The organism is Pseudomonas edaphica, from assembly GCF_965277385.1.
GTDB lineage: Bacteria > Pseudomonadota > Gammaproteobacteria > Pseudomonadales > Pseudomonadaceae > Aquipseudomonas > Aquipseudomonas edaphica.
Genome location: NZ_OZ255725.1, coordinates 2,871,905 through 2,898,224 on the forward strand (window position 1 = coordinate 2,871,905; position 26,320 = coordinate 2,898,224).

General features: G+C 60.2%; 23 protein-coding genes and 2 tRNA genes. 16 read left to right on the forward strand and 9 right to left on the reverse strand.

Translation table 11 applies throughout. The annotated features are described in order from the left end of the window. Positions 1 to 141: 141 nt before the first annotated feature. Entirely contained in the window at positions 142 to 1,803 is a 1,662-nt protein-coding gene (locus ACQY47_RS13015; RefSeq protein ID WP_099549501.1) for an OFA family MFS transporter, read from the reverse strand. Positions 1,804 to 2,129: 326 nt separating this feature from the next. On the opposite strand from ACQY47_RS13015, the gene ACQY47_RS13020 reads away from it, so the two are divergent. From ACQY47_RS13020 to ACQY47_RS13040, 5 genes are all read left to right on the forward strand, one after another. Further along, positions 2,130 to 4,346 carry an AsmA family protein gene (locus ACQY47_RS13020; protein ID WP_017138647.1) on the forward strand — a complete coding sequence of 739 codons (2,217 nt, stop codon included), beginning with the start codon at positions 2,130 to 2,132 and terminating at the stop codon, positions 4,344 to 4,346. Next, positions 4,343 to 5,410, forward strand: a complete 1,068-nt coding sequence (gene mutY, locus ACQY47_RS13025) for an A/G-specific adenine glycosylase (protein WP_138449385.1) — start codon at positions 4,343 to 4,345, stop codon at positions 5,408 to 5,410. Before ACQY47_RS13020 ends, mutY begins: the two co-directional genes overlap by 4 nt. Further along, positions 5,407 to 5,679, forward strand: a complete 273-nt coding sequence (locus tag ACQY47_RS13030) for an oxidative damage protection protein (protein WP_056860676.1) — start codon at positions 5,407 to 5,409, stop codon at positions 5,677 to 5,679. Before mutY ends, ACQY47_RS13030 begins: the two co-directional genes overlap by 4 nt. Positions 5,680 to 5,782: 103 nt before the next feature. Then, positions 5,783 to 5,858 (forward strand) — tRNA-Phe (locus ACQY47_RS13035). A 166-nt stretch (positions 5,859 to 6,024) separates the two neighbouring features. Continuing rightward, a complete protein-coding gene (locus ACQY47_RS13040; RefSeq protein ID WP_058422640.1) occupies positions 6,025 to 6,699 on the forward strand; it encodes a hypothetical protein in 675 nt (224 codons plus the stop codon). Positions 6,700 to 6,707: 8 nt separating this feature from the next. Here the strand turns inward: ACQY47_RS13040 and ACQY47_RS13045 are convergent, their stop codons facing one another. Together ACQY47_RS13045 and ACQY47_RS13050 are read right to left on the reverse strand one after the other, a co-directional pair. Continuing rightward, positions 6,708 to 8,315, reverse strand: a complete 1,608-nt coding sequence (locus ACQY47_RS13045) for an ArnT family glycosyltransferase (RefSeq protein WP_428557209.1) — start codon at positions 8,313 to 8,315, stop codon at positions 6,708 to 6,710. Between the two features lie 88 nt (positions 8,316 to 8,403). Beyond that, on the reverse strand, positions 8,404 to 9,369 hold the full coding sequence (locus ACQY47_RS13050; protein ID WP_428557210.1) for an arsenic resistance protein: 966 nt from the start codon (positions 9,367 to 9,369) through the stop codon (positions 8,404 to 8,406). Positions 9,370 to 9,538: 169 nt separating this feature from the next. On the opposite strand from ACQY47_RS13050, the gene ACQY47_RS13055 reads away from it, so the two are divergent. Both ACQY47_RS13055 and ACQY47_RS13060 read left to right on the forward strand, forming a co-directional pair. Beyond that, complete coding sequence (locus tag ACQY47_RS13055; RefSeq protein WP_428557211.1) at positions 9,539 to 10,447, forward strand: alpha/beta hydrolase family protein; 909 nt, start codon at positions 9,539 to 9,541, stop codon at positions 10,445 to 10,447. A 72-nt stretch (positions 10,448 to 10,519) separates the two neighbouring features. Then, a complete protein-coding gene (locus ACQY47_RS13060; protein WP_017138654.1) occupies positions 10,520 to 10,933 on the forward strand; it encodes a hypothetical protein in 414 nt (137 codons plus the stop codon). Between the two features lie 280 nt (positions 10,934 to 11,213). Here ACQY47_RS13060 and gabP read toward each other — a convergent pair whose 3' ends face one another. Beyond that, the gene (gene gabP / locus ACQY47_RS13065; RefSeq protein ID WP_099549508.1) at positions 11,214 to 12,605 is read right to left on the reverse strand and encodes a GABA permease; all 1,392 of its coding nucleotides are present in this window, start codon (positions 12,603 to 12,605) and stop codon (positions 11,214 to 11,216) included. Positions 12,606 to 13,159: 554 nt separating this feature from the next. On the opposite strand from gabP, the gene ACQY47_RS13070 reads away from it, so the two are divergent. The 5 genes from ACQY47_RS13070 (at position 13,160) to ACQY47_RS13090 (ending at position 17,368) form a co-directional block, all read left to right on the forward strand. Next, positions 13,160 to 13,933 carry an ABC transporter ATP-binding protein gene (locus ACQY47_RS13070; RefSeq protein WP_017138656.1) on the forward strand — a complete coding sequence of 258 codons (774 nt, stop codon included), beginning with the start codon at positions 13,160 to 13,162 and terminating at the stop codon, positions 13,931 to 13,933. A gap of 13 nt (positions 13,934 to 13,946) precedes the next feature. After that, positions 13,947 to 14,699 carry an ABC transporter substrate-binding protein gene (locus tag ACQY47_RS13075; RefSeq protein WP_017138657.1) on the forward strand — a complete coding sequence of 251 codons (753 nt, stop codon included), beginning with the start codon at positions 13,947 to 13,949 and terminating at the stop codon, positions 14,697 to 14,699. Positions 14,700 to 14,776: 77 nt separating this feature from the next. Then, positions 14,777 to 15,472, forward strand: coding sequence for an ABC transporter permease (locus ACQY47_RS13080; RefSeq protein ID WP_017138658.1), 696 nt, complete (start codon positions 14,777 to 14,779; stop codon positions 15,470 to 15,472). Between the two features lie 38 nt (positions 15,473 to 15,510). Then, positions 15,511 to 16,200, forward strand: a complete 690-nt coding sequence (locus ACQY47_RS13085; RefSeq protein ID WP_026013808.1) for an ABC transporter permease — start codon at positions 15,511 to 15,513, stop codon at positions 16,198 to 16,200. Beyond that, positions 16,181 to 17,368 (forward strand): methyltransferase, encoded by a 1,188-nt coding sequence (locus tag ACQY47_RS13090; RefSeq protein WP_428557212.1) that lies wholly within the window; start codon positions 16,181 to 16,183, stop codon positions 17,366 to 17,368. The genes ACQY47_RS13085 and ACQY47_RS13090 overlap by 20 nt, the downstream gene beginning before the upstream one ends. Before the next feature lie 241 nt (positions 17,369 to 17,609). Here the strand turns inward: ACQY47_RS13090 and bcsQ are convergent, their stop codons facing one another. After that, complete coding sequence (gene bcsQ / locus ACQY47_RS13095) at positions 17,610 to 18,509, reverse strand: cellulose biosynthesis protein BcsQ (RefSeq protein WP_236446701.1); 900 nt, start codon at positions 18,507 to 18,509, stop codon at positions 17,610 to 17,612. Positions 18,510 to 19,232: 723 nt separating this feature from the next. Here bcsQ and ACQY47_RS13100 point away from each other — a divergent pair. The 3 genes from ACQY47_RS13100 (at position 19,233) to ACQY47_RS13110 (ending at position 20,463) form a co-directional block, all read left to right on the forward strand. Continuing rightward, the gene (locus ACQY47_RS13100) at positions 19,233 to 19,466 is read left to right on the forward strand and encodes a DUF2790 domain-containing protein (protein ID WP_428557213.1); all 234 of its coding nucleotides are present in this window, start codon (positions 19,233 to 19,235) and stop codon (positions 19,464 to 19,466) included. Positions 19,467 to 19,593: 127 nt separating this feature from the next. After that, positions 19,594 to 19,669, forward strand: a tRNA-Thr gene (locus tag ACQY47_RS13105). Positions 19,670 to 20,178: 509 nt separating this feature from the next. Further along, positions 20,179 to 20,463 (forward strand): DUF3077 domain-containing protein, encoded by a 285-nt coding sequence (locus ACQY47_RS13110; RefSeq protein WP_068931363.1) that lies wholly within the window; start codon positions 20,179 to 20,181, stop codon positions 20,461 to 20,463. A 264-nt stretch (positions 20,464 to 20,727) separates the two neighbouring features. On the opposite strand, the gene ACQY47_RS13115 is transcribed toward ACQY47_RS13110, so the two are convergent. The 3 genes from ACQY47_RS13115 to ACQY47_RS13125 form a co-directional block, all read right to left on the reverse strand. Next, positions 20,728 to 21,429, reverse strand: coding sequence for an SDR family NAD(P)-dependent oxidoreductase (locus ACQY47_RS13115; RefSeq protein ID WP_428557214.1), 702 nt, complete (start codon positions 21,427 to 21,429; stop codon positions 20,728 to 20,730). Next, a complete protein-coding gene (locus ACQY47_RS13120; protein ID WP_428557215.1) occupies positions 21,426 to 21,647 on the reverse strand; it encodes a tautomerase family protein in 222 nt (73 codons plus the stop codon). The genes ACQY47_RS13115 and ACQY47_RS13120 overlap by 4 nt, the downstream gene beginning before the upstream one ends. A 338-nt stretch (positions 21,648 to 21,985) precedes the next feature. Further along, complete coding sequence (locus ACQY47_RS13125; RefSeq protein WP_056860697.1) at positions 21,986 to 23,272, reverse strand: OprD family porin; 1,287 nt, start codon at positions 23,270 to 23,272, stop codon at positions 21,986 to 21,988. A gap of 408 nt (positions 23,273 to 23,680) precedes the next feature. Here ACQY47_RS13125 and ACQY47_RS13130 point away from each other — a divergent pair, with 408 nt between their 5' ends. Continuing rightward, on the forward strand, positions 23,681 to 25,768 hold the full coding sequence (locus ACQY47_RS13130; RefSeq protein ID WP_099549511.1) for a TonB-dependent receptor: 2,088 nt from the start codon (positions 23,681 to 23,683) through the stop codon (positions 25,766 to 25,768). 309 nt (positions 25,769 to 26,077) lie between these two features. Here the strand turns inward: ACQY47_RS13130 and ACQY47_RS13135 are convergent, their stop codons facing one another. Beyond that, positions 26,078 to 26,296 (reverse strand): hypothetical protein, encoded by a 219-nt coding sequence (locus tag ACQY47_RS13135; protein WP_017135392.1) that lies wholly within the window; start codon positions 26,294 to 26,296, stop codon positions 26,078 to 26,080. Between the last annotated feature and the right edge of the window lie 24 nt (positions 26,297 to 26,320).

Consider the following 26,320-nt stretch of genomic DNA (forward strand, 5'->3'; position numbering starts at 1 on the left):
CTGGCTTGTGTGGGAGCTGGCTTGCCTGCGATGCAGACACCTCGGTATGTCGGCCACACCGTGGTGATGCTATCGCAGGCAAGCCAGCTCCCACACAAGCGCGGTTCCTGTAGGAGCCGCGCTCGCCCGACTACAGCGGCATCAGTGGAACAACACCGCCGTCTTCTGCAGGGTCACCCACACACCCCACGCCAACGGAATACCTACCACCAGCCAGGCGGCAACAGCCATCGGCACAGTACCAGGGGCCGCTTTCCACTCCAGCGAAGTGCTGGCATCGGCGCCTTTGTCATGGCCCAGCGCCTGCTCGGCAGCCAGTTCAGCGTCGGTCATGAAGTACTTGTCGGCCACCGGGCGCACCAGCAGGTTGCAGAGGAAACCCAGCACCAGCAGGCCTGCAAGGATGTACAAGGTGATGTCGTAAGCCGCAGCGCGCGGAACGCCGATGCTCAGTTGGTATTCGCGAAGGTAGTTCACCAATACCGGGCCCAGCACGCCGGCCGCCGCCCATGCGGTCAACAGGCGACCGTGGATCGCGCCGACCATTTGGGTGCCGAACAGGTCGGCCAGGTACGCAGGCACAGTCGCAAAACCGCCGCCGTACATCGACAGGATGATGCAGAACGCCGCCACAAACAGCGCCACGTTGCCCAGATGCCCCAGGTTCGGGATCAACGCGTACAGGGCAAAGCCCAGGGCGAAGAACACGAAGTAGGTGTTTTTACGGCCCAGGTAGTCGGAGAACGACGCCCAGAAGAACCGGCCACCGATGTTGAACAGGCTCAACAGACCGGTGAAACCTGCAGCGATGGCCGCAATGGAAGCCAGTTGACCTGCGTCCAGCTGGCCAAACGGCACATCCACACCCAGCAACTTGCCACCGAACACTTCCTGCAGCAGTGGCGACGCCATGCCGAGGATGCCGATACCGGCGGACACGTTCAGGCACAGCACCAGCCATACCAGACGGAATTGCGGGGTTTTCCACGCCACGTTCACGTGCACGTGACGGTGGGTAATCATCGCGTTGCTGGCTTTTTTCGCCGGCGCGGTCCAGCCCTCAGGCTTCCAGCCGGTCGGCGGAACGCGGTAGGACAGTGCACCACCGATCATGAACACGAAATAAATCACGGCCATGACTACAAAGCTCTGCCACACACCCACGCTGGTTGGCGAGGCGAAGTGGCCCATCAGCGCTGCGGCCAACGGTGCCCCCACCATTGCGCCACCGCCGAAGCCCATGATCGCCATGCCAGTGGCCATGCCGCGCTTGTCCGGGAACCACTTGATCAGGGTCGATACAGGCGAGATATAACCCAGGCCCAGGCCAATACCACCGATCACACCGGAGCCGATCCACATCAGCCAGATCTGGTGGGTATAAATCCCCAGCGCCGAGATCAACAGGCCGCCGCACCAGCACAACGCCGATACAACGCCCGCCTTACGTGGCCCGGCATGTTCCAGCCAGCCGCCCCAAATGGCTGCCGAGCAACCCAGGAAGATGAAGAACAGCGTGTAGATCCAGCCCAGCATGGAGATGGGCCAGTCGCACTGGGACGAGAAGACTTGCGCGATAAAGCTCATGTCCGGCGCGCAGGCGACCGGCGCGGTGATACCCAGAGCCTTGGACAGCGGCAGCCAAAACACCGAGAACCCGTAGGCCATGCCGATGCAGAGGTGGATGGCCAGGGCGGCCGGCGGAACCAGCCAGCGGTTGAAGCCGGGCTTGGCGATAATGCGCTCCTTGGACAGGAACGCGGGCTGCGCGGCAGTACTACCGGCCGCAGTGCTAGTGCTCATTGGTGTTTCCCCCAGTTATTAGTATGTGTCCGTCAGGCGCTCTCTCCCTCGACCTTGCACGCAGAGCGTTGGCCGTTGTTGTTGAGTAAAGCTCCTTTTAAGCGCGACGCTGTGTCGCAGACGACAGACGAACCCGCGAAGATTAGCACCAGTGGATGACAGAAAAACCAAACTGACATCACCTTTTTCACTCAACCTGATCTGCCTGACGGCAAAATCCTATTTTGCCGTCCCTGGATACAATGTAACGATGCGTGAACTGACGCAGGCCTTCGGGCGTTATACTCTGCGGCTAAATTTTGAAATCGACATACAAGGACTCGCCCATGAAAGCGTTCGGCAAAATCCTGGGTCTGGTACTCCTCGGGCTGTTGCTGATCATTGTGGCCCTGGGCTTTGCCCTGACCCACCTCTTCGATCCCAACGACTACAAAGACGAGATTCGCCAGATTGCCCGCGACAAGGCCCACATCGAGCTGACGCTCAATGGCGATATTGGCTGGAGCCTGTTCCCCTGGCTGGGCCTTGAGTTGCACGAAGCCAGCGTGGCAACCCTGACCACCCCGACCCAACCGTTCGCCGACTTGCAAATGCTCGGCCTGTCGGTGCGCGTGCTGCCACTGCTGCGCCGCGAAGTGCAGATGAGCGATGTGCGTGTCGAAGGCCTCAACCTGCGCCTTAACCGTGACAAGCAAGGCCACGGCAACTGGGAAGACATCGGCAAGAATGTGCCCGACGCGGCCGACATCGCCAGCGCCCCTGCCCCAGCGCAAGCCCCCGCCGAACCCGAACCGGAAAAGCCACCCAAGCCGATCCGCCTGGACATCGACAGCTTGACCATCAACAACGCCCGCGTTGAATACAACGATGAACAAACCGGCAAACAGTTCAGTGCCGAAAGCATCCAGTTGAGCGCCGGCGCCGTGCACGAAGGCGCGAGTATTCCACTCAAACTCACTGCATTCCTGGGCAGCAACCAGCCGCTGATGCGCGTCAAAACCGAACTGAACGGCAACCTGCGCATCCAGCGTGCCCTGCAGCGCTACCAGTTCGAAGACATGAAACTCAGCGGCGAAGCCACCGGCGAGCCGCTGCAAGGCAAGACCGTGACCTTCTCCACCCAGGGCCAATTGCTGGTGGACCTGGCGGCCAACATCGCCGAATGGACCAACCTCAAGCTCTCCGCCAACCAACTGCGCGCCTTGGGCGAACTGAAGGTCAATGACCTGAACAAATCCCCGCAAGTCAGCGGCGCGTTGTCGATTGCCCAGTTTGACCTGGCCAAGTTCCTCGACAGCATCGGCCACCCGCTGCCGCCCATGGCTGACGGCAGCCTGAGCAAGGTCGAGCTGGTCAGCCGCCTCAAGGGCACCCCGACCAGCGTGGCGCTGGAAGACCTGAACCTGAAACTCGACGGCAGCACCTTCACCGGTCGCATCGCCGTGGATGACTTCGCCAAGCAAGCCTTGCGCGTGCAACTCAAGGGCGACACCTTCAACGCCGACAACTACCTGCCGGCCAAGTCCGAATCGGCCAAAGGTGCAACCGCTGCCCGCCAGGCCGAAGTGCAGAACAGCGAAGCCGGCGCCATGGCCGCCGGTGGCACCACACCACTGCCGGAAGCTCCGACCAAAGGCGCGTGGAGCACCGACAAGCTGCTGCCACTGACCCGCCTGCGCACCCTGGACGTCAACGCCGACCTGGCTTTTGGGCAACTGACCCTGAGCAAGCTGCCGATCCAGAATGCAGCGCTCAAAGCCTCCGGCGCCGATGGCCAGCTCAAGCTCGACACCTTGAGCGGCGGCCTCTACAACGGCACCTTCCAGGCCAACGGCACACTCGATGTGCGCCAGGACATCCCGCTGCTGGCGCTGCAAACCCACATCAAGCAAGTGCCGGTTGAACGCATCCTGCAAGCCCAGGGGCAAAACCCACCGGTCAAAGGCCAGGTTACTCTCGACAGCAACCTCACCGGCCGTGGCAACAGCCAAAAAGCGCTGATCGACAGCCTTAACGGTACCGCCAGCTTTGTGATCAATAACGGCGCGCTGCTCAACGCCAACATTGAACAGCAACTGTGCACCGGTATTGCCTTGCTCAACCGCAAGACCCTGAGCACCACGCCACAGGGCAAGGACACTCCGTTCCAGGAACTGCGCGGCACGCTTAACTTCCGTAACGGGGTGGCGAGCAACCCGGACCTCAAAGTGCGCATCCCGGGCCTGGCGGTCAACGGCAACGGTGACGTCGACCTGCGCGTGCTGGGCATGGACTACCGCGTTGGCATCATCGTCGAAGGCGACCAGCGCGACGTGCCGGACCCGGCCTGCCAGGTCGGCGCCAACTTCCAGAACATCGAAGTGCCGCTGCGCTGCCGTGGCCCGCTGGAGCTGGGCGCCAAGGCCTGCCGCCTGGACAAGGACGGCTTGACCCAGGTCGCCATCAAAGCCGCCGGCAACAAGCTCAGCGACAAAATCGAAGAGAAGCTCGACAAGGTTAATCCGCAGCTTAAAGACGCCCTTAAAGGCCTGTTCAAACGATGAGAAACGAGCAGTTTTCACAGGCGGTGCTGGATTGGTACGACCGCCATGGTCGCCATGACCTGCCCTGGCAACAGGGCATCACGCCTTACCGGGTGTGGGTCTCGGAGATCATGTTGCAACAGACCCAGGTGAGCACCGTGCTCAATTACTTCGACCGGTTCATGGCGTCCTTGCCGACGGTCGAAGCCCTGGCCGCCGCGCCGGAAGATGAAGTGCTGCACCTGTGGACGGGCCTGGGTTATTACACCCGTGCACGTAACCTGCAGAAGACTGCCAAGATTGTGGTCGCTGAATACGGCGGCGAATTCCCCAAGGATGTGGAAAAACTCACTGAGCTGCCCGGCATTGGCCTCTCAACCGCCGGTGCCATCGCCAGCTTGAGCATGGGCCTGCGCGCGCCGATCCTCGACGGCAACGTCAAACGCGTGCTGGCGCGTTTTACTGCGCAAGAGGGCTACCCCGGCGAACCCAAGGTCGCGAAGCAGCTCTGGGCCACCGCTGAGCGCTTTACGCCACACGACCGCGTCAACGCCTACACCCAGGCAATGATGGACATGGGCGCCACCCTCTGCACGCGCAGCAAACCAAGCTGCCTGCTGTGCCCGCTGGAAAAAGGCTGCGAAGCCCACATGCTCGGCCTGGAGACGCGTTACCCGATCCCCAAGCCGCGCAAGACCATCCCGCAAAAGCGCACGCTGATGCCACTGCTGGCCAATGCCGAGGGCGCGATTCTGCTTTACCGTCGCCCGTCCACGGGCCTGTGGGGCGGCTTGTGGAGCTTGCCGGAACTCGATGACCTGCAAGACCTGGAACACCTAGCCAACCAGCACGCGCTGGCACTGGGCGAGCAACAGGCGCTGCCGGGGCTGATCCACACCTTCAGCCACTTCCAGCTGGCCATCGAGCCCTGGCTGGTGCAGGTCGAGGAATCCGCCCATCACGTGGCCGAGGCCGACTGGCTCTGGTATAACCTCGCCACCCCGCCGCGCCTGGGCCTTGCCGCCCCGGTGAAAAAACTGCTGAAGCGCGCGGCCGACGTATTGAACGCAGGAGTTTCGTCATGACCCGCACCGTAATGTGCCGCAAGTACAAAGAAGAACTGCCAGGCCTGGAACGCCCTCCGTACCCAGGTGCCAAGGGCCAGGACATTTTCGAGCATATCTCTGCCCAAGCCTGGGGTGACTGGCTGAAACACCAGACCCTGCTGATCAACGAAAAACGCCTGAACATGATGAACGCCGAAGACCGTAAATACCTGGCGGGCGAAATGGACAAGTTCTTTTCCGGCGAGGATTACGCCAAGGCCGACGGTTACGTGCCGCCTGCTCAATAATTGATCAAAAACCGGGGTCGGCACGTAAGCGACGGTAATAATTAAATATTTTTTGAAAACTTGCTTGACGACCCCCTGAAAAACCCGTTTAATGCGCCCCGTTGCCCAGATAGCTCAGTCGGTAGAGCAGGGGATTGAAAATCCCCGTGTCGGCGGTTCGATTCCGTCTCTGGGCACCACTAATACCGAAAAACCCCAAGCGAAGATGATTCCTTGGGGTTTTTTATTGCCTGCGATTTAGTGGCCGCGGGCCAATGCCCCGCCCGATTCACACCCGAGGGTTATTTATCCCGCTGCTCGATCGTTTAGCTGTTACTGAATTTTCTGTTGCAAGGTAGTTATTTGATGAACCGGTACTTGTTCTGCGCGCTGTTGCTGCTGACGGCGTTGCTCAGTGGCTGCGCCACACAAATGGATGTCTCGATCAACGCAACCCCCGATCCGGACTATCACTTTGATCGACAGGCACTGGTGCTGGTGACCACGTCCGTGGGCGGCAGCGCGCAAAACACGCTCAATGCCCGCTATTACCTGCGGGACATGGTCAGCGCCATGAAGGACCAGGGCTTTCGCGAGGTGTACACCGATGCCAGCCTGCCCAAGAACCATGGGCCAATCAAAATGACCATCATCCTGGACGTCGACAGCAAGCAGGTCACTTACCGCTATACCGCCACCGATTACGGCCAGGTGCCCACCAGCACCACCACCGAGTGCAAGAAGAACAAAAAGAAAGCCGACCAGCTGACCTGCACCAGCAAGCCGAACACCACCTACGGCCCGGTGGGCACCTCGGAGCGCACCGGCTACACCACGCTCACTACCTTCACTGCCACCGCGCGTGACGAAGCAAGCCGGCGCGCGGTGTACGTGTTGCGGGTGATGTCCTACAACGAAGATTGCCAGGCCGCCAAGATCGAAGCCTTCCTGGTCGAACAGGGCCTGCAGAACCTCAACTTCCAGGACCGCGTGCAGCGCAACTACACCGTGACGATGCCCGAGGGCTACCAGTGCAAGTAGGCGCCTGGCTACTGCAGTAGAAACACCATCAGCGGGTTGTCGTTAAGCCGCCCTTCGAAGTTTGGCGCCTGCTGCTCCATCGGCGTGCCCTTGAGCAGCGCTGCTTCTTTGCGCGGCACCAGCACCCAGGATGGACGCGGCAGGGTGGCGAGCTTCTCGGGCTCGTTACCGGCGACGAACAGCGGTTGCTCATCGTGCGTCAGGTTCATCATGTAGCGGATAGCCCAGGTGTCGCGGCCAAGGTCGACAAACACCAATGGCCCCGGCTGCGACGCACGCAATGCCTCTACCTGGCTGACAAACTTGCGGGTGTCGTATTGCAGGTCCTTGGCCGGGTCGATCACCACCACCAGCAGCAACCATTGCGCCGCCAAGGCGATCACACTGAGCCACACCAGGCGCAACGGGCGACGCCAGGCAACCAGCGCCGCCACTTGCAGCACCACCCACACGCCAATCAACGGCGGCAGCGACACGTCGGGCCAGTAACCGTGCTTCTGCCAGGTGTGCCGACAGATAAACAACACCACCACGCACAACGCCGGTAGCGCCACGACAAGCCATTCGTAGCAGCGGCGCACGCCAACGAACCAGTTTTGCGCCTGGAGCAGCCCATAGGCGGCGACAGCGGCAAACATCGGCACCATCGGCAGAATGTAGTAAGCGCGCTTGAAGTGCGGCACCGACAGCCCGAGCAGGATCATCAGGCCACAGGCCGCCAGCCGCACCACCATTTGCACGTCTTCGTTGACCCAGCGCTCAGACCAGCGATGCCGCAGCGCGATCATCGCCGCCAACGCCAACGGCACCACCGGGAAATAGCGATACAAACTCAGCTTGAAGTAGAAGTAGAACGGCTCGCCGGACTCGTCGAGGCGCCCACTGACCTGCATCCTGAACACATCGTCGGCAAAGGCCTCGCCACCGCTGAAACGCGCCAGCTTCATCAGCGCCCACCAGCAGGCCCCGAGCAACAGCAGCCCGACAAAACCATGGATCAACACCTGCTTGACCCGCTCGCCCGGCTTGCCCAGCGCCCAGTAAACGCACACCACGCCGCAGACTTCGATAAGCCCCAAAGGCCCACGAATCGCGAAGGCCAGCACAAACAACGGGAACACCGCCAACTGTCGAAGCCGTGACCCGAGACGCTCGCCCGTGTGCAGCAGGTAGAAGCCGCCTACGCATAAGAGCGCGACCATCAGGTCCAGGCAGACCGAGCGCGACTTATCGAGCAATTGGGTGGTAAGCAGCGTCAGCAGCACCGTCAGCAATGCCCAAGGCCGACTGAACGGCACCAGCAGGCGATAGATCAGGGCGATCACGCCCGCCGCAGCAAGGGCCGTCGGCAGTACGTTGGCCAGGTGGTTCGGCGCACCGAACAGGCGAGCAAACACAAAGCTGAAGAAAGTCGCAGTGCCGGGATAGTCCGGGTACGGCTGGCCGTAGGTGGTAGGAAAAAGACTCGCGCCATGGCGAAACATTTCCTGCATGAACAACGCCCATCGCCCGTCAAAGCCTTGGGGTTGCTCGTCCCAGATACCCAAGGTAAACAGCAATAAAGCGATCAGAAACAGGCCCAGAGACTCCAGGCGATAACGGCTGCGGTGATCCATCGAATGTCCTTTCAGGTGGGGTACGCCGACTCCATGGTGCCGACTCCACCCCTGAATAACGCCTGAACAAATCCGAGTATTTATGGACTTATCGACCGGCGCGCCACACCAGCGCGGGAATCAGCCGGATGTAGAGTAGCTCGCCCACCAGCTCAAGCAGGGTTTGGAGGATCACCGCCGTTGCGGCCAGCCCGCGCACGTCTTCAGGCAGGGCCAACGCCAGTGGCAGCACCACCAATGAGTTGCGCGTCGAAGCACTGAAGGTCACCGCCCGCGCGGTAACAGCAGGCAACGCAAACAACCGCGCAGCCAGCGCGCCTATCAGCGGCGCCAGCAACAGGAAGCCGAGGTACACCGGGATCACCGGCAACAACAACGCAATATCGCGCACCACCGAAGTGATCTGCGAGCCGATCACCACAAACAGCACCAACGCCATCGCCGGCACCGGCAGCCAGGCCCAGGCGTTGCTCCAAACATTGATAATGCTTGAGCGCCGCGCCAGGCAGGTGGTCAGCACCGCCAGGATCATCGGCAGCACAATCAGCAACAGGAACGCCTCGACAAACGGCCCCACCGCCACCACCACGGCGGACTGGGCGCCCAGCATGAAGCTCAGGTACACCGGCAGCAGCACCAATTGCAGCAACAACAACACCGGCGTCGCCGCCAGCATCAGCCGCGAGTCACCCTTGCCGATATGGGTAAACACCACCACATAATCGATACACGGCGTGAGCAACACCAGCAGCGCGCCCACCAGCAACGCCGGGCGTTCCACCAGGCCTCGGGTCAACGCCCACACCAGCAAGGGCACCAGAATGAAATTGGCCAGCAGCAATGCGCCGATGAAGCGTTCGTTGCCCAGGCCCTGGCGCAGGTCCAGAAACGGAATTTGCAGGAACATGGCGTACATCAGCACTGCAATGGCAGGCGTGACCAGCACGCCAAGGCCTTGGGCTGACAAGGGGGCGAACACGCCAAATGCGGCCGCCAGGAGCACGGCGACGAAGTAGATCGGGATTTGGTTGTGTTCGAGGGTGTCACGGGTCATGGGCTGACTCTGGTTGATCAATTGATCGCAAGCCTAAGCACCGGGAGCGCCGAGGTCGAGCATCGCGACATTTCCTGCGCCCATCACGCGCTAAATTTGTTAGTTTCGGCTTCTTATAAAAGCGCGCGGATCAAGCCCGTACCAAAAAGCGCAAGTATCGAGCCGACTCATGAACCTGCCCACCCGCCCTGCCCCACAAACATTCTGCGAGCCCGCCGCCGACGGCTACCTGATTGGCGGCTTCACCTGGCGCCACCCGCGCACCGACTTCGAACGCCCGGTCGTCATCATCAACGCCGCCACCTCGGTCCGCTGCCGCCACTATTCACGCTTCGCCGACTACCTGTTTGCCAACGGCTTCGACGTGATCACCTACGACTACCGTGGCATCGGCGAATCCCGCAGCGGCGCGTTGCGAGGCTTCAAGGCATCCTGGTCGGATTGGGGCGTGCTGGATTTCGAGGCGATGCTGCAGCGCGCACAGCGGGAGTTTCCGGGGCAGCCGATTGATGTGGTCGGCCACAGTTTCGGCGGGTGCGCGGCAGGGCTCGGTGCTTGCGGCGCAGTGATTCGGCGCATCGTCACGGTCGGCGCGCAGTTTGCGTACTGGCGCGATTACGCGGCGAGCGGGCGCTGGCGCATGTTTGCCAAGTGGCATGTGGTGATGCCGCTGGTGACGGCCCTGTGCGGCTACTTCCCCGGCAAGCGCATGGGCTGGCTGGAGGACACGCCGGCAGGCGTGGTGCGCGACTGGAGCATGCCGACACCGCGCTATGAAACGCGCCCCAGCGGGCGCGGCCTGGGCGCGCTGCCCTTTGCCCGGGTGAAGGCGCAGTTGCTGGCCATTAGCATCACTGACGATCCGTTTGGGACTGTGGCGGCTATTGAGCGGCTGCTGGGCTATTTTGAAAACAGCGCGCGCACTCACCTGCGAATCGCACCCGAGGATATCGGCGAAAAAGCCGTCGGGCATTTCGCTTTCTTTCGCAGTGAATATCAGGACCGGTTGTGGCCGATTGCGCTGGGATGGCTGCAGAAAGGCGAATTGGCGCCCGGCACACCCGGCGTGCGCGTCTAGATTTCCTTGGGATTTCCCCCAACCTGCGCTTCAATACCCCACCCCGATTAAGAACCCAAGGACGTTGAGCCCATGGCCTCGCCGAACAAGCAGCAAAAACGTGCCCACCGGGCCAAGGCCAAGGCCAAGCAAAACCGCACCCAGCGCGCCGTCGCGACCAAGCCGGATGCGTTCGCTGGCGACGACAGCCGCATTGACCTTGAGTCGGTGGATTTGACCGAATTGTTTGTCGAGATGCGCGCAGCCGGCGAGAGCAGCCAGCAAGCGTTGTGTGCTGCATTCCTGGCGCACCCACTGTTGGCCGTGGTGCTGGAGCAGGAAGGCGAAGAAGACGCGACAGATTTTATCCTGGCGGCGCTGATCGAGTATCGCCAGTGGGCGACGGACACCGAGGATGAAGCCGCGGCGCTGGCGTGGATTGAATCCCCGCAGTTCCAGGCCGATTACGTGGCGGCATCCCAGGCGCTGGCCAACTCCCAGGACTGATACACAACACAATGTGGGAGCGGGCTTGCCCGCGATGGCGGCGTGTCTGGCGAATCATTTATCGACTGCCAGCCCGTCATCGCGGGCAAGCCCGGCTCCCACAGGGTTCAGTGTTTCTGGCTGATACTGCGGACTGACACAAAACAACTGTGGGAGCGGGCTTGCCCGCGATGGCGGTGTATCAGGCGAAGAATTTATCGACTGCCAGCCCGTCATCGCGGGCAAGCCCGCTCCCACACTTTTTTGAACTGCGGCGCACTGCGCACCGCAGTTCATCACATCAATTGAGTACCGCAGCGCCTACCTTCTGCGCCTTGCGACGGCTCGCCACGATCAGCCCCGCCAGCACCACCAACAAGCTCAGAATGCCGGTCGCGATGATCTCGACGCGGTGGGCTTCCTGGAACAGCATGATGGTCAACGTGCCGACGATGAACACCATCACCGCGTAGGTCAGGCCCGGGAACAGCCACATTTTGAAGACGATTTTCTCGCCTGCAGCGGTACGCTTCTGCCGCATGCGCAGTTGCGATACGGCGATCACCAGGTACACCAGCAACGCGATAGCGCCGGAGCTGGCCAGCAGGAATTCGAACACCGCAGCCGGCGCCACGTAGTTGGCGAATACCGCCAGGAACGCAGCACCGGTCGACAGCAACACCGCCCAGTAAGGCGTGCCGCTTTTGTTGGTGCGCTTGGCCACGGCCGGTGCATCACCGCGACGGCCCAGGGAGAACAGCATGCGCGAGGCGGTGTACAGCGCCGAGTTGAGGCAGCTGGTCACGGCAACCAATACCACCAGGTCGACGATCAGCTTGGCATTCGGGATGCCCATGCGTTCCAGCACGGTCTGGTAGGAACCTACCGCCGCCAGGGTCGGATCGTTCCATGGCACCAGGGACACCACGATGAAGATCGACAGCAGGTAGAACAAACCAATCCGCCAGATCACCGAGTTGGTGGCCTTGGTGATTTGCTGGCCCGGGTTCTTCGATTCCGCTGCCGCGATGGTGACGATCTCGGTACCCATGAACGAGAACATGGTGGTCAGGATCGCCGCCAACACCGCGCCCATGCCATTAGGCATGAAGCCCTGAGTGTCGAACAGGTGCGAAACACCGCTGACCTGGCTGGTCGGCAGGAAGCCGAAGATCGCCGCGAGGCCCAGGATCACAAAGGCTACGATCGCCACGACTTTGATCAGCGCAAACCAGAACTCGAACTCGCCGTAGTTCTTCACGCTGAACAGGTTAGTGGCCGTGAGCAGCAAGGTGATGATCAGGGTAAACGCCCAGATCGCCACATCGGGAAACCAGGCATGCAGGATGGTCGCGGCGGCGTTGGCTTCCAGTGGAATCACCAGCACCCAGAACCACCAGTACAACCAGCCGATGGTGAAACCGGCCCAGTGACCGATCGCACGGTCGGCATAGGTGGAGAACGAACCGGTGTCCGGGGAGGCCACGGCCATTTCGGCGAGCATGCGCATCACCAACACCACCAGCGTGCCCGCAGCGGCGTAAGCCAGCAGCACGGCGGGGCCGGCGGCAGCAATCGCGTGGCCGGAGCCGACAAACAAACCGGCACCAATAACGCCGGCAATCGACAGCATGGTGACGTGACGCGGTTTGAGCCCCTGTTCGAGGTCATTGGAGCTTTGCGTACTACTCATTGACACACCTTTGCGAGGAATTGCGAAAACGGTCCGCCCGGCCTGCGATCCTTCTCGTGAAAAGAAACCAACGGGGCGTTCTTTATTTTTTACGCAAGATTTGCGCCAAAATATTACAGAGCCGCGATTGACGCGGGCTGTAGGACAATTCATTAGCTCACGCAAGTCGTTGAGAACTATGGCATTCCGCTATAGCGTTACCGTGCGACCCAACTGCGACACGAAAATACGCACCAAAAACACACACAAAAAGTACGTGACGCTCCATAAAAGGGCTGATAAGGACCGTTTGCCCGGTTAACCCTTCCAACACCCGGCCAAAGCTGGCACCATCGCGCCCTTTTTTACGCGAAGCCTGTGGATTTATCGGGTTCAGACGTCTGTAGGTTGTTGATAGCGCGACACGCTGCTGTGCCGATGCGACACCTTGCCGCAGACCACCCGTTAACCGTCCGCAGCGCTGTTGGCTGCCATCCGAACGCTATGCTAGCTTGGCGCCTCGCCAGGAAGGCGGCCCAACAGCAAGAATGCACTGAACACAATGAGGACCGCACATGGCTGAGGCCGCGCCCGCGCTTGAAATCCGCAACTTGCATAAACGCTATGGTGAGCTGGAGGTACTCAAAGGTATCTCGCTGACCGCCCGCGACGGCGACGTGATCTCGATCCTGGGTTCCTCCGGTTCCGGCAAGTCCACCTTTTTGCGTTGCATCAACCTGCTGGAAAACCCGCATCAGGGCCAGATCCTGGTGGCCGGTGAAGAGCTCAAGCTAAAAGCCGCGAAAAACGGCGAACTGATGGCCGCCGACGGCAAACAGATCAACCGCCTGCGCAGCGAAATCGGTTTTGTGTTTCAAAACTTTAACCTGTGGCCGCACATGAGCATCCTCGACAACATCATCGAGGCGCCCCGCCGTGTGCTCGGCCAGAGCAAGGCCGAAGCGATAGAAGTGGCCGAAGCCCTGCTGGCCAAGGTCGGCATCAGCGACAAGCGCCACGCCTACCCGGCGCAACTGTCCGGCGGCCAGCAACAACGCGCTGCCATTGCGCGCACCCTGGCCATGCAGCCCAAGGTCATCCTGTTCGACGAGCCGACATCGGCGCTTGACCCGGAAATGGTCCAGGAAGTACTTAATGTGATCCGCGCGCTGGCCGAAGAAGGCCGCACCATGCTGCTGGTCACTCATGAAATGGGCTTTGCCCGTCAGGTTTCCAGTGAAGTGGTGTTCCTGCACCAGGGCCTGGTCGAAGAGCAAGGATCGCCACAGCAGGTGTTTGAAAACCCGCTTTCGGCGCGCTGCAAACAATTCATGTCCAGCAACCGCTAACGGAGCAACATGCATGCAGAACTATAAAAAATTCCTTCTGGCCGCGGCCGTTTCGATGGCGTTCAGCGCCACGGCCATGGCAGAAACCTTGAAAATGGGGATCGAAGCGGCCTACCCGCCCTTCAACAATAAAGACGCCAGCGGCAACGTCGTGGGCTTTGACAAAGACATCGGCGACGCCCTGTGCGCCAAGATGAAAGTCGAAAAATGCGAAGTGTATGTGTCTGATTGGGACGGCATCATCCCAGCCCTGAACGCGAAGAAGTTCGACTTCCTGGTGTCTTCGCTGTCGATCACCGATGAGCGCAAGCAAGCCGTCGACTTCACCGACCCGTACTACTCCAACAAGCTGCAATTCATCGCACCTAAAGCCACAGCCGACTTCAAGACCGACGCCGGTTACCTGAAAGGCAAGATCATCGGTGCACAGCGCGCAACGCTGGCCGGTACTTACCTGGAAGACAAGCTGCCGGACACCACCGCCAAGCTCTACGACACCCAGGAAAACGCCTACCTCGACCTGACTTCCGGCCGTTTGGACGGGATTCTCGCCGACAAGTACGTGCAGTACGAATGGCTCAAGAGCAAAGACGGTTCGGCCTATGAGTTCAAAGGCGACCCGGTGGTAGAAAGCGACAAGATCGGTATCGCCGTACGCAAGGGCGACCCACTGCGCGAGCGCCTGAACAAAGCCCTGGCAGAGATCAAGGCAGACGGCACCTACAAGAAGATCAACGACAAGTACTTCCCGTTCAGCATCGAATGATCTGAACGGCCTGACCGGCGCGCTTCTATAAGTTGCGCGCCGGCTTTCAGCAATGCCTGCCGCGATATGAAAACAACATGAATTTCGATCTCTACGGATTCGGCCCGGCGCTTGCCGCTGGCGCGCTGATGACCGTCAAACTGGCGCTCACGGCCCTGTGCCTGGGGCTGGTGCTCGGCCTTGCCGGCGCCTTGGCCAAGACTTCACCGTACAAGCCGTTGCAATGGCTGGGCGGTGCATACTCGACCATCGTTCGTGGCATTCCCGAGCTGTTGTGGGTGCTGCTGATTTACTTCGGCACCGTCAACCTGATGCGTGCCCTGGGCGAGTTTTTCGGTAACCCCGACCTTTCTCTCAGTGCCTTTGCCGCCGGGGTTATCGCCCTGGGCCTGTGCTTTGGCGCCTACGCCACGGAAGTGTTCCGTGGTGCGATTCTCGCCATTCCCAAAGGCCACCGCGAAGCCGGTGTGGCGCTGGGCCTGTCGAAGGTGCGGATTTTCACCCGCTTGATCATGCCGCAGATGTGGCGCATCGCCCTGCCGGGCCTGGGCAACCTGTTCATGATCCTGATGAAAGACACCGCGCTGGTGTCGGTGATCGGCCTTGAAGAAATCATGCGTCACGCACAAATCGGCGTGACCGTGACCAAGCAGCCGTTCACCTTCTTTATGGTGGCAGCCTTCATGTACCTGGGCCTCACCGTGCTGGCCATGACCGGCATGTACTTCCTGGAAAAACGCGCCGCCCGCGGCTTTGCAAGGAGCACCCAATGAGCGGTGACTACAGCTGGCTGTCGCACTTCGACCTGGGCCTGAACTGGGCCGTGATCATCAAGTGGCTGCCCAAACTGGCCCAAGGCGCAACCCTGACCCTGGAACTGGTGGCCATCGCCGTGATCGCCGGTTTGCTGCTGGCGATTCCGCTGGGTATCGCGCGCTCCTCGCGCCGCTGGTACGTGAGCGCCCTGCCCTACGCCTATATTTTCTTCTTCCGTGGCACGCCGCTGCTGGTGCAGTTGTTCCTGGTCTATTACGGCCTGGCGCAGTTCGATGCCGTGCGTGAGAGCTTCATGTGGCCGTACCTGCGCGATCCGTTCTGGTGCGCCACGGCCACCATGACCTTGCACACCGCCGCCTATATCGCCGAGATCCTGCGCGGCGCTATCCAGGCCATCCCGCCGGGTGAGATCGAAGCGGCGCGCGCCCTGGGCATGTCCAAACCCAAGACGCTGTTCTACATCATCCTGCCGCGTGCCTCGCGCATTGGCCTGCCGGCGTACAGCAACGAAGTGATCCTGATGCTCAAGGCCAGCGCCCTGGCCAGCACCGTCACCCTGCTGGAACTGACCGGCATGGCGCGCACCATCATCGCCCGCACCTACCTGCCGGTGGAGATCTTCTTCGCCGCCGGGCTGTTCTACCTGCTGATGGCCTACATCCTGGTGCGGGGCTTCAAACTGCTCGAACGCTGGCTGCGCGTCGATGCTTGCCAGGGACGTTGAGGCTCGCTTTGCGGCGCTGGATGCGTTTCTAATCGAGCACCAAGGGCTGTGGCGACCACGGCCCTTTACGCACTTGCACTTACCCTGGGAACACCAGCACCCCGAGCTGGCCCAATGGCTGCGCCAGCGCTCGCTGGCCGATGCCGAAGCCAGTCACAACCACCCCTATGACCTGCCGGCGCCTGCGCCATTTCCACAGCTGGCTTTTCAGGCAGCGCAGCTCAGCGCTGTGGATAAGTTACCCGCACACAGGCTGGAGCCTGCCCGCCATCGCCTGAACGTGGATGTGCCAGGGCGTAAATGGCAGCAAATTGAAGCGTTCGGCGCCGCGCTGAAGTTTGCCGCAACACCCAAGCATTGGCTGGACTGGTGCGCCGGTAAAGGCCACCTCGGCCGCCGCTTGCTGCAACCTGGCCAACAGCTGACCTGCCTCGAGTACGACCCGGCGCTGATCGCCTCGGGCCAGGCCTTGAGCGACCATCACGGCCTGGCCATCACCCATCGCCTGCAAGACGTGATGGCCGATGTGGCGATCAGTGCCGAGCACACGCCCGTCGCCTTACACGCCTGCGGCGATCTGCATGTGCGGCTGTTGCACGTGGCCAGCGCGACGGGCTGCAAGCAGCTCGCGCTGGCACCTTGCTGCTATAACCGCATCGGCGCCGAGCGCTATCAGGCCTTGTCGACGGCCGGGCGCGCCTCGTTACTACAGCTTTCGGTCGATGACCTGGGGTTACCGCTGAGCGAAACCGTCACCGCCGGCAATCGCGTGCGCCAGCAACGGGACACGTCCATGGCCCGGCGCCTGGGTTTCGATCAGTTGCAACGCCAGCTGCGTGGCTGCGATGAGTACCTGCCCACGCCTTCCCTGCCTGCCAGTTGGCTGGGCAAACCCTTCGCTGACTACTGCCGGGAACTGGCGCGTCTCAAGGATTTATCCACAGGTGAACAGGCTTGGGCGGCGCTGGAGGCACACGGCTGGCGGCGCTTGGCCGAGGTGCGCAACCTGGAGTTGGTCAGAGGATTGTTTCGGCGGCCGCTGGAACTGTGGCTGGTCTTGGATCGCGCGCTGTTCTTGAAAGAACAGGGCTACAAGGTTGAGATAGGCACTTTCTGCGAACCTACGCTAACGCCGCGCAACTTGATGGTGCTGGCGGAGCGCGATTAAAGGGCGAAACTTCCTACACGCGCCCTGTGGATAACTCTGTTGATGAATTCTTTACAGAGGCCGTAGCCATCAGCGCTACAGACCAAAACCCACCCTGGTCATTTTTTGTTCACAAAATAAAACGCACACAAAACAGGCAGTTGCAGCGTGTTGAGAACGGCTCCACAAAATGGCTGTTTCGTGACAGGCCCGACCAACCGATTGTGCATAAGCATCTGGCGCTAACTGCATAAAGCGCGATTTATGCGGTTCTTTTCGGTGCTTTCAGCACGCGACAAATCTCGTTGATATCGTCGCCAGCCAGCCGCTTTGTGGCGTTATCCAACGGGTCGGCCGCAAACGCCAACGCTTCGTTGATCGCCATATCGCGGTGCATCTCCAGCGGCGCTTTGCCCAGCCGCTGTTTGAACGCCTCCAGCATGTCCAGGCTAAAGGCGTTGCTCTCATCCACTTGGTTGACCACCACATGCACCACTGGCGGGCGTTCACCCTCAAGGTGCGGCGCGAGCAATCCATCCAAATGATCAAGGGTACCCAGGCAGGCGGCGTCGGCCTGGGTGATAACCAGCACCACATCGGCCACGCTCAGCGCTTGATGGGAGTAAACGTTGTTACCGGCGGGCGTATCGATGATCACCGTCTGCCGCTCGCTCAAGCCCAGGGCCGCCAGGCGCTGCGCCAACCAGCTGGGTTCATGTTTGAGCCAGCGCTCGAGGCTTTCCTGCTGCTCAATGTCGATATCGCCAAAGGTTATGACCTGGCAACCGGCAAAGCCAAGCTGCTGCAGCGGGCTCCACTGCCCATGCTCCAGGCTGGTACGGCCGATACCCGGCAATGTCGCACTGAAGCCAAAGTGATGGTGCAAGGCATTCTGCGGGTCCAGGTCCAGCGCCACCACCGATTCGCCATGGCGCTGCAAACCGCTGCTCAACGCCGTGGCCAGAGTGCTGCGGCCGACACCACCATTGATCGACACCAACGCCACCACTTTGGGGCGCAGCGCTGCTGGATGAGTCGATTGGGAATGGGTGTTTTCGTTAGCGGGCACACTGCCAAAAACGTGCATGCGTGCATTGATGCCTTCGGCATCATGGCTGACGTTCTTACCGAACAACGTCAACAGCTCTTCGCTAAGGCTCATGGGCAGCTCCTCACGACGCAGCTAAAGACGTGAAGGTCGGCAAGCAGGCACTTACCGCAGGTCTTATTATGGGCGTCTTAGTGAGGCATTCTGTGTCACATGCAGGCAGGTGTCATTATTCTGGTGTTTTAACTGATCATTTTTTAGACAAACGGTAAATAGTCAATTTAATGGCTATTTCTAGGCAAATGCATCCGAAAGCTCACCGCACGGCATAACGCAGTTACATCCTGGCAGCCGCCGCTATTCAACGCTGGGTCAAACGGGTCGCGCCCATAGGCCTGCGCCTCCCCCACAAGGTACGGCACGAGCACCTCGTGCTTCTTGGCCAAACGGTGAAACGAAGCGGCCAGGCGCTTGGCGAGAAATGTCCGGTCCTGGCCGCGCCAGCGATTAAGGCTTTGCCGCTGCACAGCATCGGTTTCACCAAAGGTGGCCAGCCGGCAAACCCGCGCCTGGGCAACGCCTGCCAGGTTTGAAGATGAGCGGCATTACGCCATTTTTATGGCTGTTCTTTTGCCAGGAGATATACACCTATAAAACAACGCACGACGCGATCACTGTGTGTTTTTTAACCAATACAAGCTCGCCGTTCGTATCAACAAGTACATAGATCCACACGCCATACACAACGAAACAAAACCCGCCCTGCGCGACACAGCCCGGATACCTCCCCGGCATTCAATGGCCTCACCCCACCACTGCACCTCAGAGGCCAACACCATGAACACCAACAACTGGAAAACCCTAATCGCCGCCAGCCTGCTTGGCCTGACCTTCACCGCCCATGCCGAGGCAAGTCAAAAGCCGGATATTCAACGGGTGCTGTCGACCACCGAAGACACCCGCTCGGGATGCGGCGTGGTGAACGCGCGCATGACCTACCTGGACTCTAACGGCGAGACGCAGGTGTTGACGTACATGAAATTTACCGACCAGTGTGGCGACGGCAATTGAGTCGGATTTAAGGCTCCCGAGGGTAAGAAAAAGCAGCGAGCGTAAAAAAACCTTGGTTTCTGCAAAAATAGTCAGAATTCAGGGGTTTACAGAAGCTTGGCAATCGCTATAATCGTCGCCCTAACACGCCGGTATAGCTCAGTTGGTAGAGCAACTGACTTGTAATCAGTAGGTCCCGGGTTCGACTCCTGGTGCCGGCACCATATCTCAAAGCCCCGCAATGCGGGGCTTTGTGGTTTCTGAGGTTTGGGAAACCGCAAAAAGTCAGATCACTGTTTTGGCCGAAATACCCAAAAAGTGTCCACACTTAAAATCTCGGGCTGCTTGCCTCAGTCCAAATCTCGACTTCTATGATGCCTTGCTCAGCTCAACGTCAGCCCCGGGAGACGTATTCTCCAAACCCACCGGACCACCAAAAGCCACCCTCACCCCGCCTCCCAGGTTTAATTCATAATTATGGCTAGCCAATAATTATGCCGCCCTCATAAAACCAATAATTTCACCAGCCACCTATTCGAACCGCCTCAACCGACCGAGAAAACAACCCATCAATTTTCCCGATTGCTCCCCACCCCTCACCAAGCTAACCTTCCCCCGTCGCTACCACCCAGCGACCGGGCCTGAGAACCCGATTTGATGCAGGCGCCACTAGCGCCACGCATTCGTTGTCACAACGAACGTGTTGCTCTCACTCAATATGGGAGTTCCACCAATGACCGCAACAAACCCACCCGCACTCACCACCCTCGGCGTCACCCCTTTCTCCTTTCACTCCGACCAACCTCTGTTCCGCGTCAACAGCGGTGTTTCCCTGCATGAAGCCTTGCACCACGTTTCCGATTTGCTTCACGTCGCCAAGTTGCTCGCAGAGGATGCGGCGATGACGAAGGAGACGGACCGTTATGCCTGGGCGTCGCATTATTTGCAGGAGATGAGCAAGGCGGTGATTGATGATGTGGTGAAGGTGTTGGCGTCGCCCTGTAATGCTGAGCAGTAAGCGGTAAATGGGCTCGCCGGGCGGGCGCTGTCGCAGCTCAGCCCGGCTCCCACATAGAAGCGCTTGCTTGTCGGATGTGCGTATCGCTCGGGCGCTAAGGGCTATTCATGCAACGCCGGCCCAGCAGGAAGGCGCATCGGCGAGGTGGGTTTTGCGATTGGTTATGAGTCCGAGGCCGCGTTCAGCCGGGCCTATAAGGGCTTTTTCGGGCGCTCGCCACGGGATGACCACTCCCGGCCGGGTTAGGCCAGGCGCGTCAGCGTGTCAGTGCCCGGCGCTTTGCCCGCCGTCCACATGCAGGATCTCACCGGTGACAAACCCGGCGCTTTCCAGGTAGGTGATCGCCTGGGCAATATCACTCACTTCGCCCATACGCCCTACCGGGTGCAGTTGCCCCAATGCAGCGTGGGAGTCTTCGCCATGCATCGGCGTCTTGATGATGCCCGGGCTTACCGCGTTCACTCGAATGCCGCGTTTGGCGTATTCAATCGCCAGGGATTTGGTCGCGGCGTTCAGCCCGCCTTTGGTGAGGCTGGCGAGTACCGAAGGCACGCCGTCGATGGCGTGATCGACCAGGCTGGTGGTCACATTGACGACGTGGCCGGCGCCGTGCTTTTCCATCTCGGCGATGGCCAGTTGGGTGATGTAGAAAAAGCCGTTGAGGTTCACTGCCAGCACGTTGGCGTAATCGTCCTGGGCGTAGGCGGTGAAGGGTTTGGCGATGAAGATGCCGGCGTTGTTGATCAGGCTGTCGACGCGCCCGAAGGCGGCCAGGGCTTCGCGGATGACGCGCTGGGCGGTGGCCGGGTCGGCGATGTCGCCGGGCACCGTGAGGATGTTCGGGTCGGTGGATGGCTGGATCGAACGCGAGGTGGCCACCACGCGGTAATCGAGGGCGCGGTAGGCTTGAACCACGGCGGCGCCGATGCCTTGGGAGGCACCGGTAATGATCACGACTTTGCTCATTGTGTTTCTCCGGTAAGGGCTTGGGATGTGCGGTATTCGGTGGTGGTGATGCCGGCGTAGCCCCAGTTATCGGTGTCGATTTCTTCGATGACGATGTGGGTCAGGTCCGGGCGCTTGTTGAGCACGCGTTCGAGGGTTTCGGTGAACTCGGCGATGACCTGGGCTTTTTGCTCAGGGGTCACGCCGTCACGGGTGATGCGCAGGCTGACGAAGGGCATGGTGATGGCTCCAATGGGCGGGCATCGGGGTGATGGGCCGGCAGTGGGGTCAATTTAGGCGTGCGCTGAGTCGAGATAAATGGGGGTTTGAGTACTACATTAGTGATGTGGTGTAACAAGTTCCCGCGGTACTTCTACACGATTGGACGCCTCCCGCTGGCGTCCGCAAAACTGATAAAAAACTACCCTTGATCGTTGACGGCGGGACGCGGAGCGTCCCTAGAGGCGTTCCCACGCAGAGCGTGGGAACGATCACCGTCGCTGATCCAAAGGCATAAAAAAACCCCGAACCAGTCGGGGTTTTTTATCGCCTGGCATCAGGCGCGACGTGCGATCAATTAGAAAACGTTGATCGGGTAGTCGGCGAACAGACGGATTTCGTTACCGCCTACGTTGTAGTTGCTGGCGTTGCTGGAGACGCGCAACCACGACGCACGAGCGCGCAGGCTCAGGTCTTTGGCTGGGCCGCTTTGAACGACATATTTGAACTGGTTGAAGATTTCACGCTCGGTGCCACTGCCACGGTTGGAACCGTCGTCAATGTTGGTGCCGCGCACGTAAGCGATGTTGTAGGTCAGGCCAGGCACGCCGAAGGCGCTGAAATCCAGGCCGTAGCCTGCTTGCCAGGAGCGCTCGTCCTTGCCGTTGAAGTCGGACCAGTAGGAGTTGGCCAGCAAGATGGTATTGCCGCCGTCGCCGATACCGCCAGCGTTGCGGTAGCCGCCGTACAGGTAGCCGGTGTCACCGGTGCTGCGCTGGTGAGCGAGGGTGAAGCTGTGCGGGCCAACAGCCCAGGTAGCGCCCAGGCTCCAGATTTTGTTGTCGCGGGCGTCCGCATCACCTTGGTTTTCCAGGGCGAAGCTGCGGTCCAGCTTGGTTTTGTAGCCGTTGAAGTCAAAGGTCAACGATTGCTTTTCTGGCAGGGCCAGCACGTAGTTGACGTTGACGTATTGCTTCTTCAGCACGTCCTGCATGTTGGAGGCGTACAACGCGGCCGACAGGCTTTCGGTGAATTTGTAGCTACCACCGATGTAGTCGATGCTTTTCAGCGCGCCACTGTCAGAACCTTCGGCGCTCTTGCGAGCTTCCTTGGTGAAGTGACCGGCGTCCAGTTGCAGGCCGGCGATCTCTTTGGAAACGATCGAAGTACCGGTGTAGGTTTCCGACAACAGACGGGAGTTGTCGTACTGCAGCACAGGCACAGCCGGCATCTGGTCACCGTACTTGAGTACAGTGTTGGAGACACGGAACTTCACGGCAGCGCCGCCCTTGGCCAGGTCGTTGGCGGCTTCGCCGCTGTCGCCTTGCTTGAAGAAGTCGATACCGCCAGCGCCGCTGCGACCTTTACCACCGTCCAGGCGAATAGCGTATTGGCCGATCACGTCCACACCCACACCGACGGTGCCTTGGGTGAAGCCGGATTCGAACTTGCCGATGAAGCCCTGGCCCCATTCGGCTTTGTCTTGCTTGCCGTTTTTGTAGTCACGGCTGATGTAGGCGTTACGTGCTGCGATGTTCAGGTGGCTGTCGTCCACGAAACCCTTGGATTGCTCCTGGTCGTTAGCCATTGCTGTCGATGCGCTCAAAATCCCCAGAGCGATCAGACTCATCCGTTGCTTCAACATTTCTTATATTCCTTATTACTGGTTGAGTACGCGCTGTGACACCAGGCTCCGTGTCGCTTTTCTGGTGTCGACTTCCTCCAGAAAAAACAAGGCCCGCGGACGACTGAACTGCCGCGGGCCTTTTTTTATTGGATGAGTCATGGCGGTGAGCCACAGGCGTTGGGCGCAATCCTATGCGCGCGTTGAACTATGTGTCAATTTCGTGAATCGTCTGTATTTAGGCGAAATAATTCTAAGCGGTGCATTCCAAGGCCCTCGCTCGAGCCTGAAAAATCGTCTGATTCGTCAAGAAAACACATTATGTAACATTTTTGACGAGGGTATGTTTGGGAATAGATAACCTGCGCAAATGCAAAGCATTACCATTCGCGCACTTTCCTTTTTCCAACACTTTTGGATCGACTTCCCATGCCTGCCTCTCGCCTGACGCCCATCACTTTTGGGCTTTCTGTTTTGCTGTCTGCCGGTTTCGCCTGTGCCGCCACGGTCTTGCCCGAAACGTCGGTGAGCGCCGAAGCCGACGAAGACGACCCGCGCGTCAAGGAGACCAACACCGCCACCCGTACTGCCACCTCGGTGCGTTACGTGCCCCAGGCCATCGACTCGGTTAAAACCGAAAGCCTGCGTTCCTACGGCACCAACGACCTGGGGCAGGCGTTAAGCGGCATTCCCAACGTCAGCAGCGGCGCCGATACGCGCTTCGACAGCCTGCGTATCCGGGGTTTTGACGCGAGCAATGACTTCTACCTGGACGGCATCCGCGACGACAGCCAGTACGTGCGCGACCTGCATAACATCGAGCGCATCGAAGTGCTCAAAGGCCCGGCCGCCGTGTTGTACGGGCGCGGCGGCCAGGGCGGGATCGTCAACCGCGTGAGCAAACTGCCCCAGGCGGGCCACACCTCCAGCATCGAAGCCCAAGGCGGCAGCCAGGATCTGCGCAGCCTGTATGCCGACCTCAGCACCGACCCAACGGATAACATCAGCCTGCGCCTGAACATGGGCAACCAGGACAACAACAGCTTTCGCGACGGTGTGAGCGGCAATCGTCAGTTGTTCGCGCCGTCGATGAGCTGGCAACTGACGCCGGACCTGAACTGGCTGGTGCAATACGAATACAGCCGTTACAACCGCACGCCGGACCGTGGCATTCCCGGGGTCAACGGCCGCCCGGCCGATGTGAGCCGCAGCACGACCTACTTCGATAGCCGCGATTACATCGACGACAAATCCCAGTCCCTGCGCTCCAAGCTGGCTTATGAACTCAACGCCAACTGGCAGCTGCGCCACACCCTCGGCGTGTTCAAGCTCGACAGCGATTTCGACAACACCTACCAGGTCGGCTACGACCCAAAAACCAACAAAGTCTCGCGCCAGCGCTGGCAACAAGACCTGAACACCCGCAACGTGTTCAACAACCTTGAGCTGGAAGGCGGGTTCGACACTTTCGGCCTGGAGCACCGCCTGCTCACCGGCCTGGAGCTGGGCAGCCAGCGCCGTGATCCAAAGTTGTACAGCGCCACCGCCACCAACCGTGGCGGCCAGGCCGTGCCGAGCCTGGACCTCAACCAGCCCGACCGCCACTTGAGCCACACCGGGCGCATGAGTGTTTCCAGCAACAACCACACCGAAGTCGAAAGCCGCGCCCTTTACGTGCAGGACCAATTGCGCCTCAACGATCAATGGCAAGTGCTGGCCGGCCTGCGTTACGACCACTTTGAAGTGGACACCACCAGCAAGCTGCTCAACACCCAGCAGGCGGTCGACAGCCACAGCACCAGCCCGCGCATCGGCCTGGTCTGGACGCCGCTGGAACACCACTCGTTCTATGCCTCATGGAGCAAAACCTTCTCGCCGGCCGGCGGCGGCTTGATCGGCATCACCCCCAATGCTGCAGGCGCCGTCAACGACCTGAGCCCCGAGCTGACCAAGCAAAAGGAAATCGGGGTTAAAAGCGACTGGCTCGACGACCGTCTGAGCACCACCCTGGCCGTGTACGAGTTGGAGCTCTACAACCGCCGCACCAGCGACCCACTGGACCGCACCATCACCCTGCTCACCGGCGAGCAACGCTCACGCGGCGTGGAGCTGACCGCCACCGGCAAAGTCGTCGGCAACTGGTATGTACGCGGCGGCATCGGCCTGCAGGATGCCAAGGTGGTGAAGGACAACAACGGCTTTGAAGGCAAACGCATCAGCGACGTCGCCAAGCGTAACGCCAGCCTGTTTATCACCTGGAAACCGGAGATGGGTTGGTACGCAGAAACCGGCCTGACGCTGGTGGGCGACCGTTACGCCGACAACCTCAACACTGTGGTGCTGCCTGGTTACGGCCGCTGGGATGCACTGGCCGGGTTCCGCCAGAAAGAATGGGACGTGCGTGCGGCGCTGAACAACATCGCGGACAAAAACTACTACGCCTCGGCCACCAGTGCAGCGCAGATCCAACCGGGCGAGCCACGTAGCCTGGTAGTGACAGGCACCTACAATTTCTAAGTTTCACTCGGTCAATGTGGGAGCTGGCTTGCCTGCGAAAGCGGTGTATATGCTGGAAAGTCGCTGGCTGACAGAATGCCTTCGCAGGCAAGCCAGCTCCCACTATTGATCTCAGTGGTCTTCAGTTTTTGCGCTAGCTCAGCGAGCCTGCGGGCAACAGGCACCTACAACTTCTAAATTTCACTCGGTCAGTGTGGGAGCTGGCTTGCCTGCGAAAGCGGTGTGTCTGCTGGAAAGCCGCTGACTGACAGAACGCCATCGCAGGCAAGCCAGCTCCCACAGTTGATCTTGGTGTTCTTCAGGTGTTCTTCAGGTTTTCAGTAGTTCGCACAACGCCAGCAGCTCATCCTCACTGAACAACCCCGCCGGGTAGCGCTCACTCATGACACTGCGCACATCAGGCTGTTGCTGCCTCACCTGTCGCGAGCCGTTTGCCTTCAACCATAGCGCCAGCGCATGGATGGCATCACCGCTAACCCGCGTCGGGTGGAACGGGCGCGTGTAGATCGGGTTGATATCGGCATTCATTTCAGCGCTCTCTCCTACTGCGTG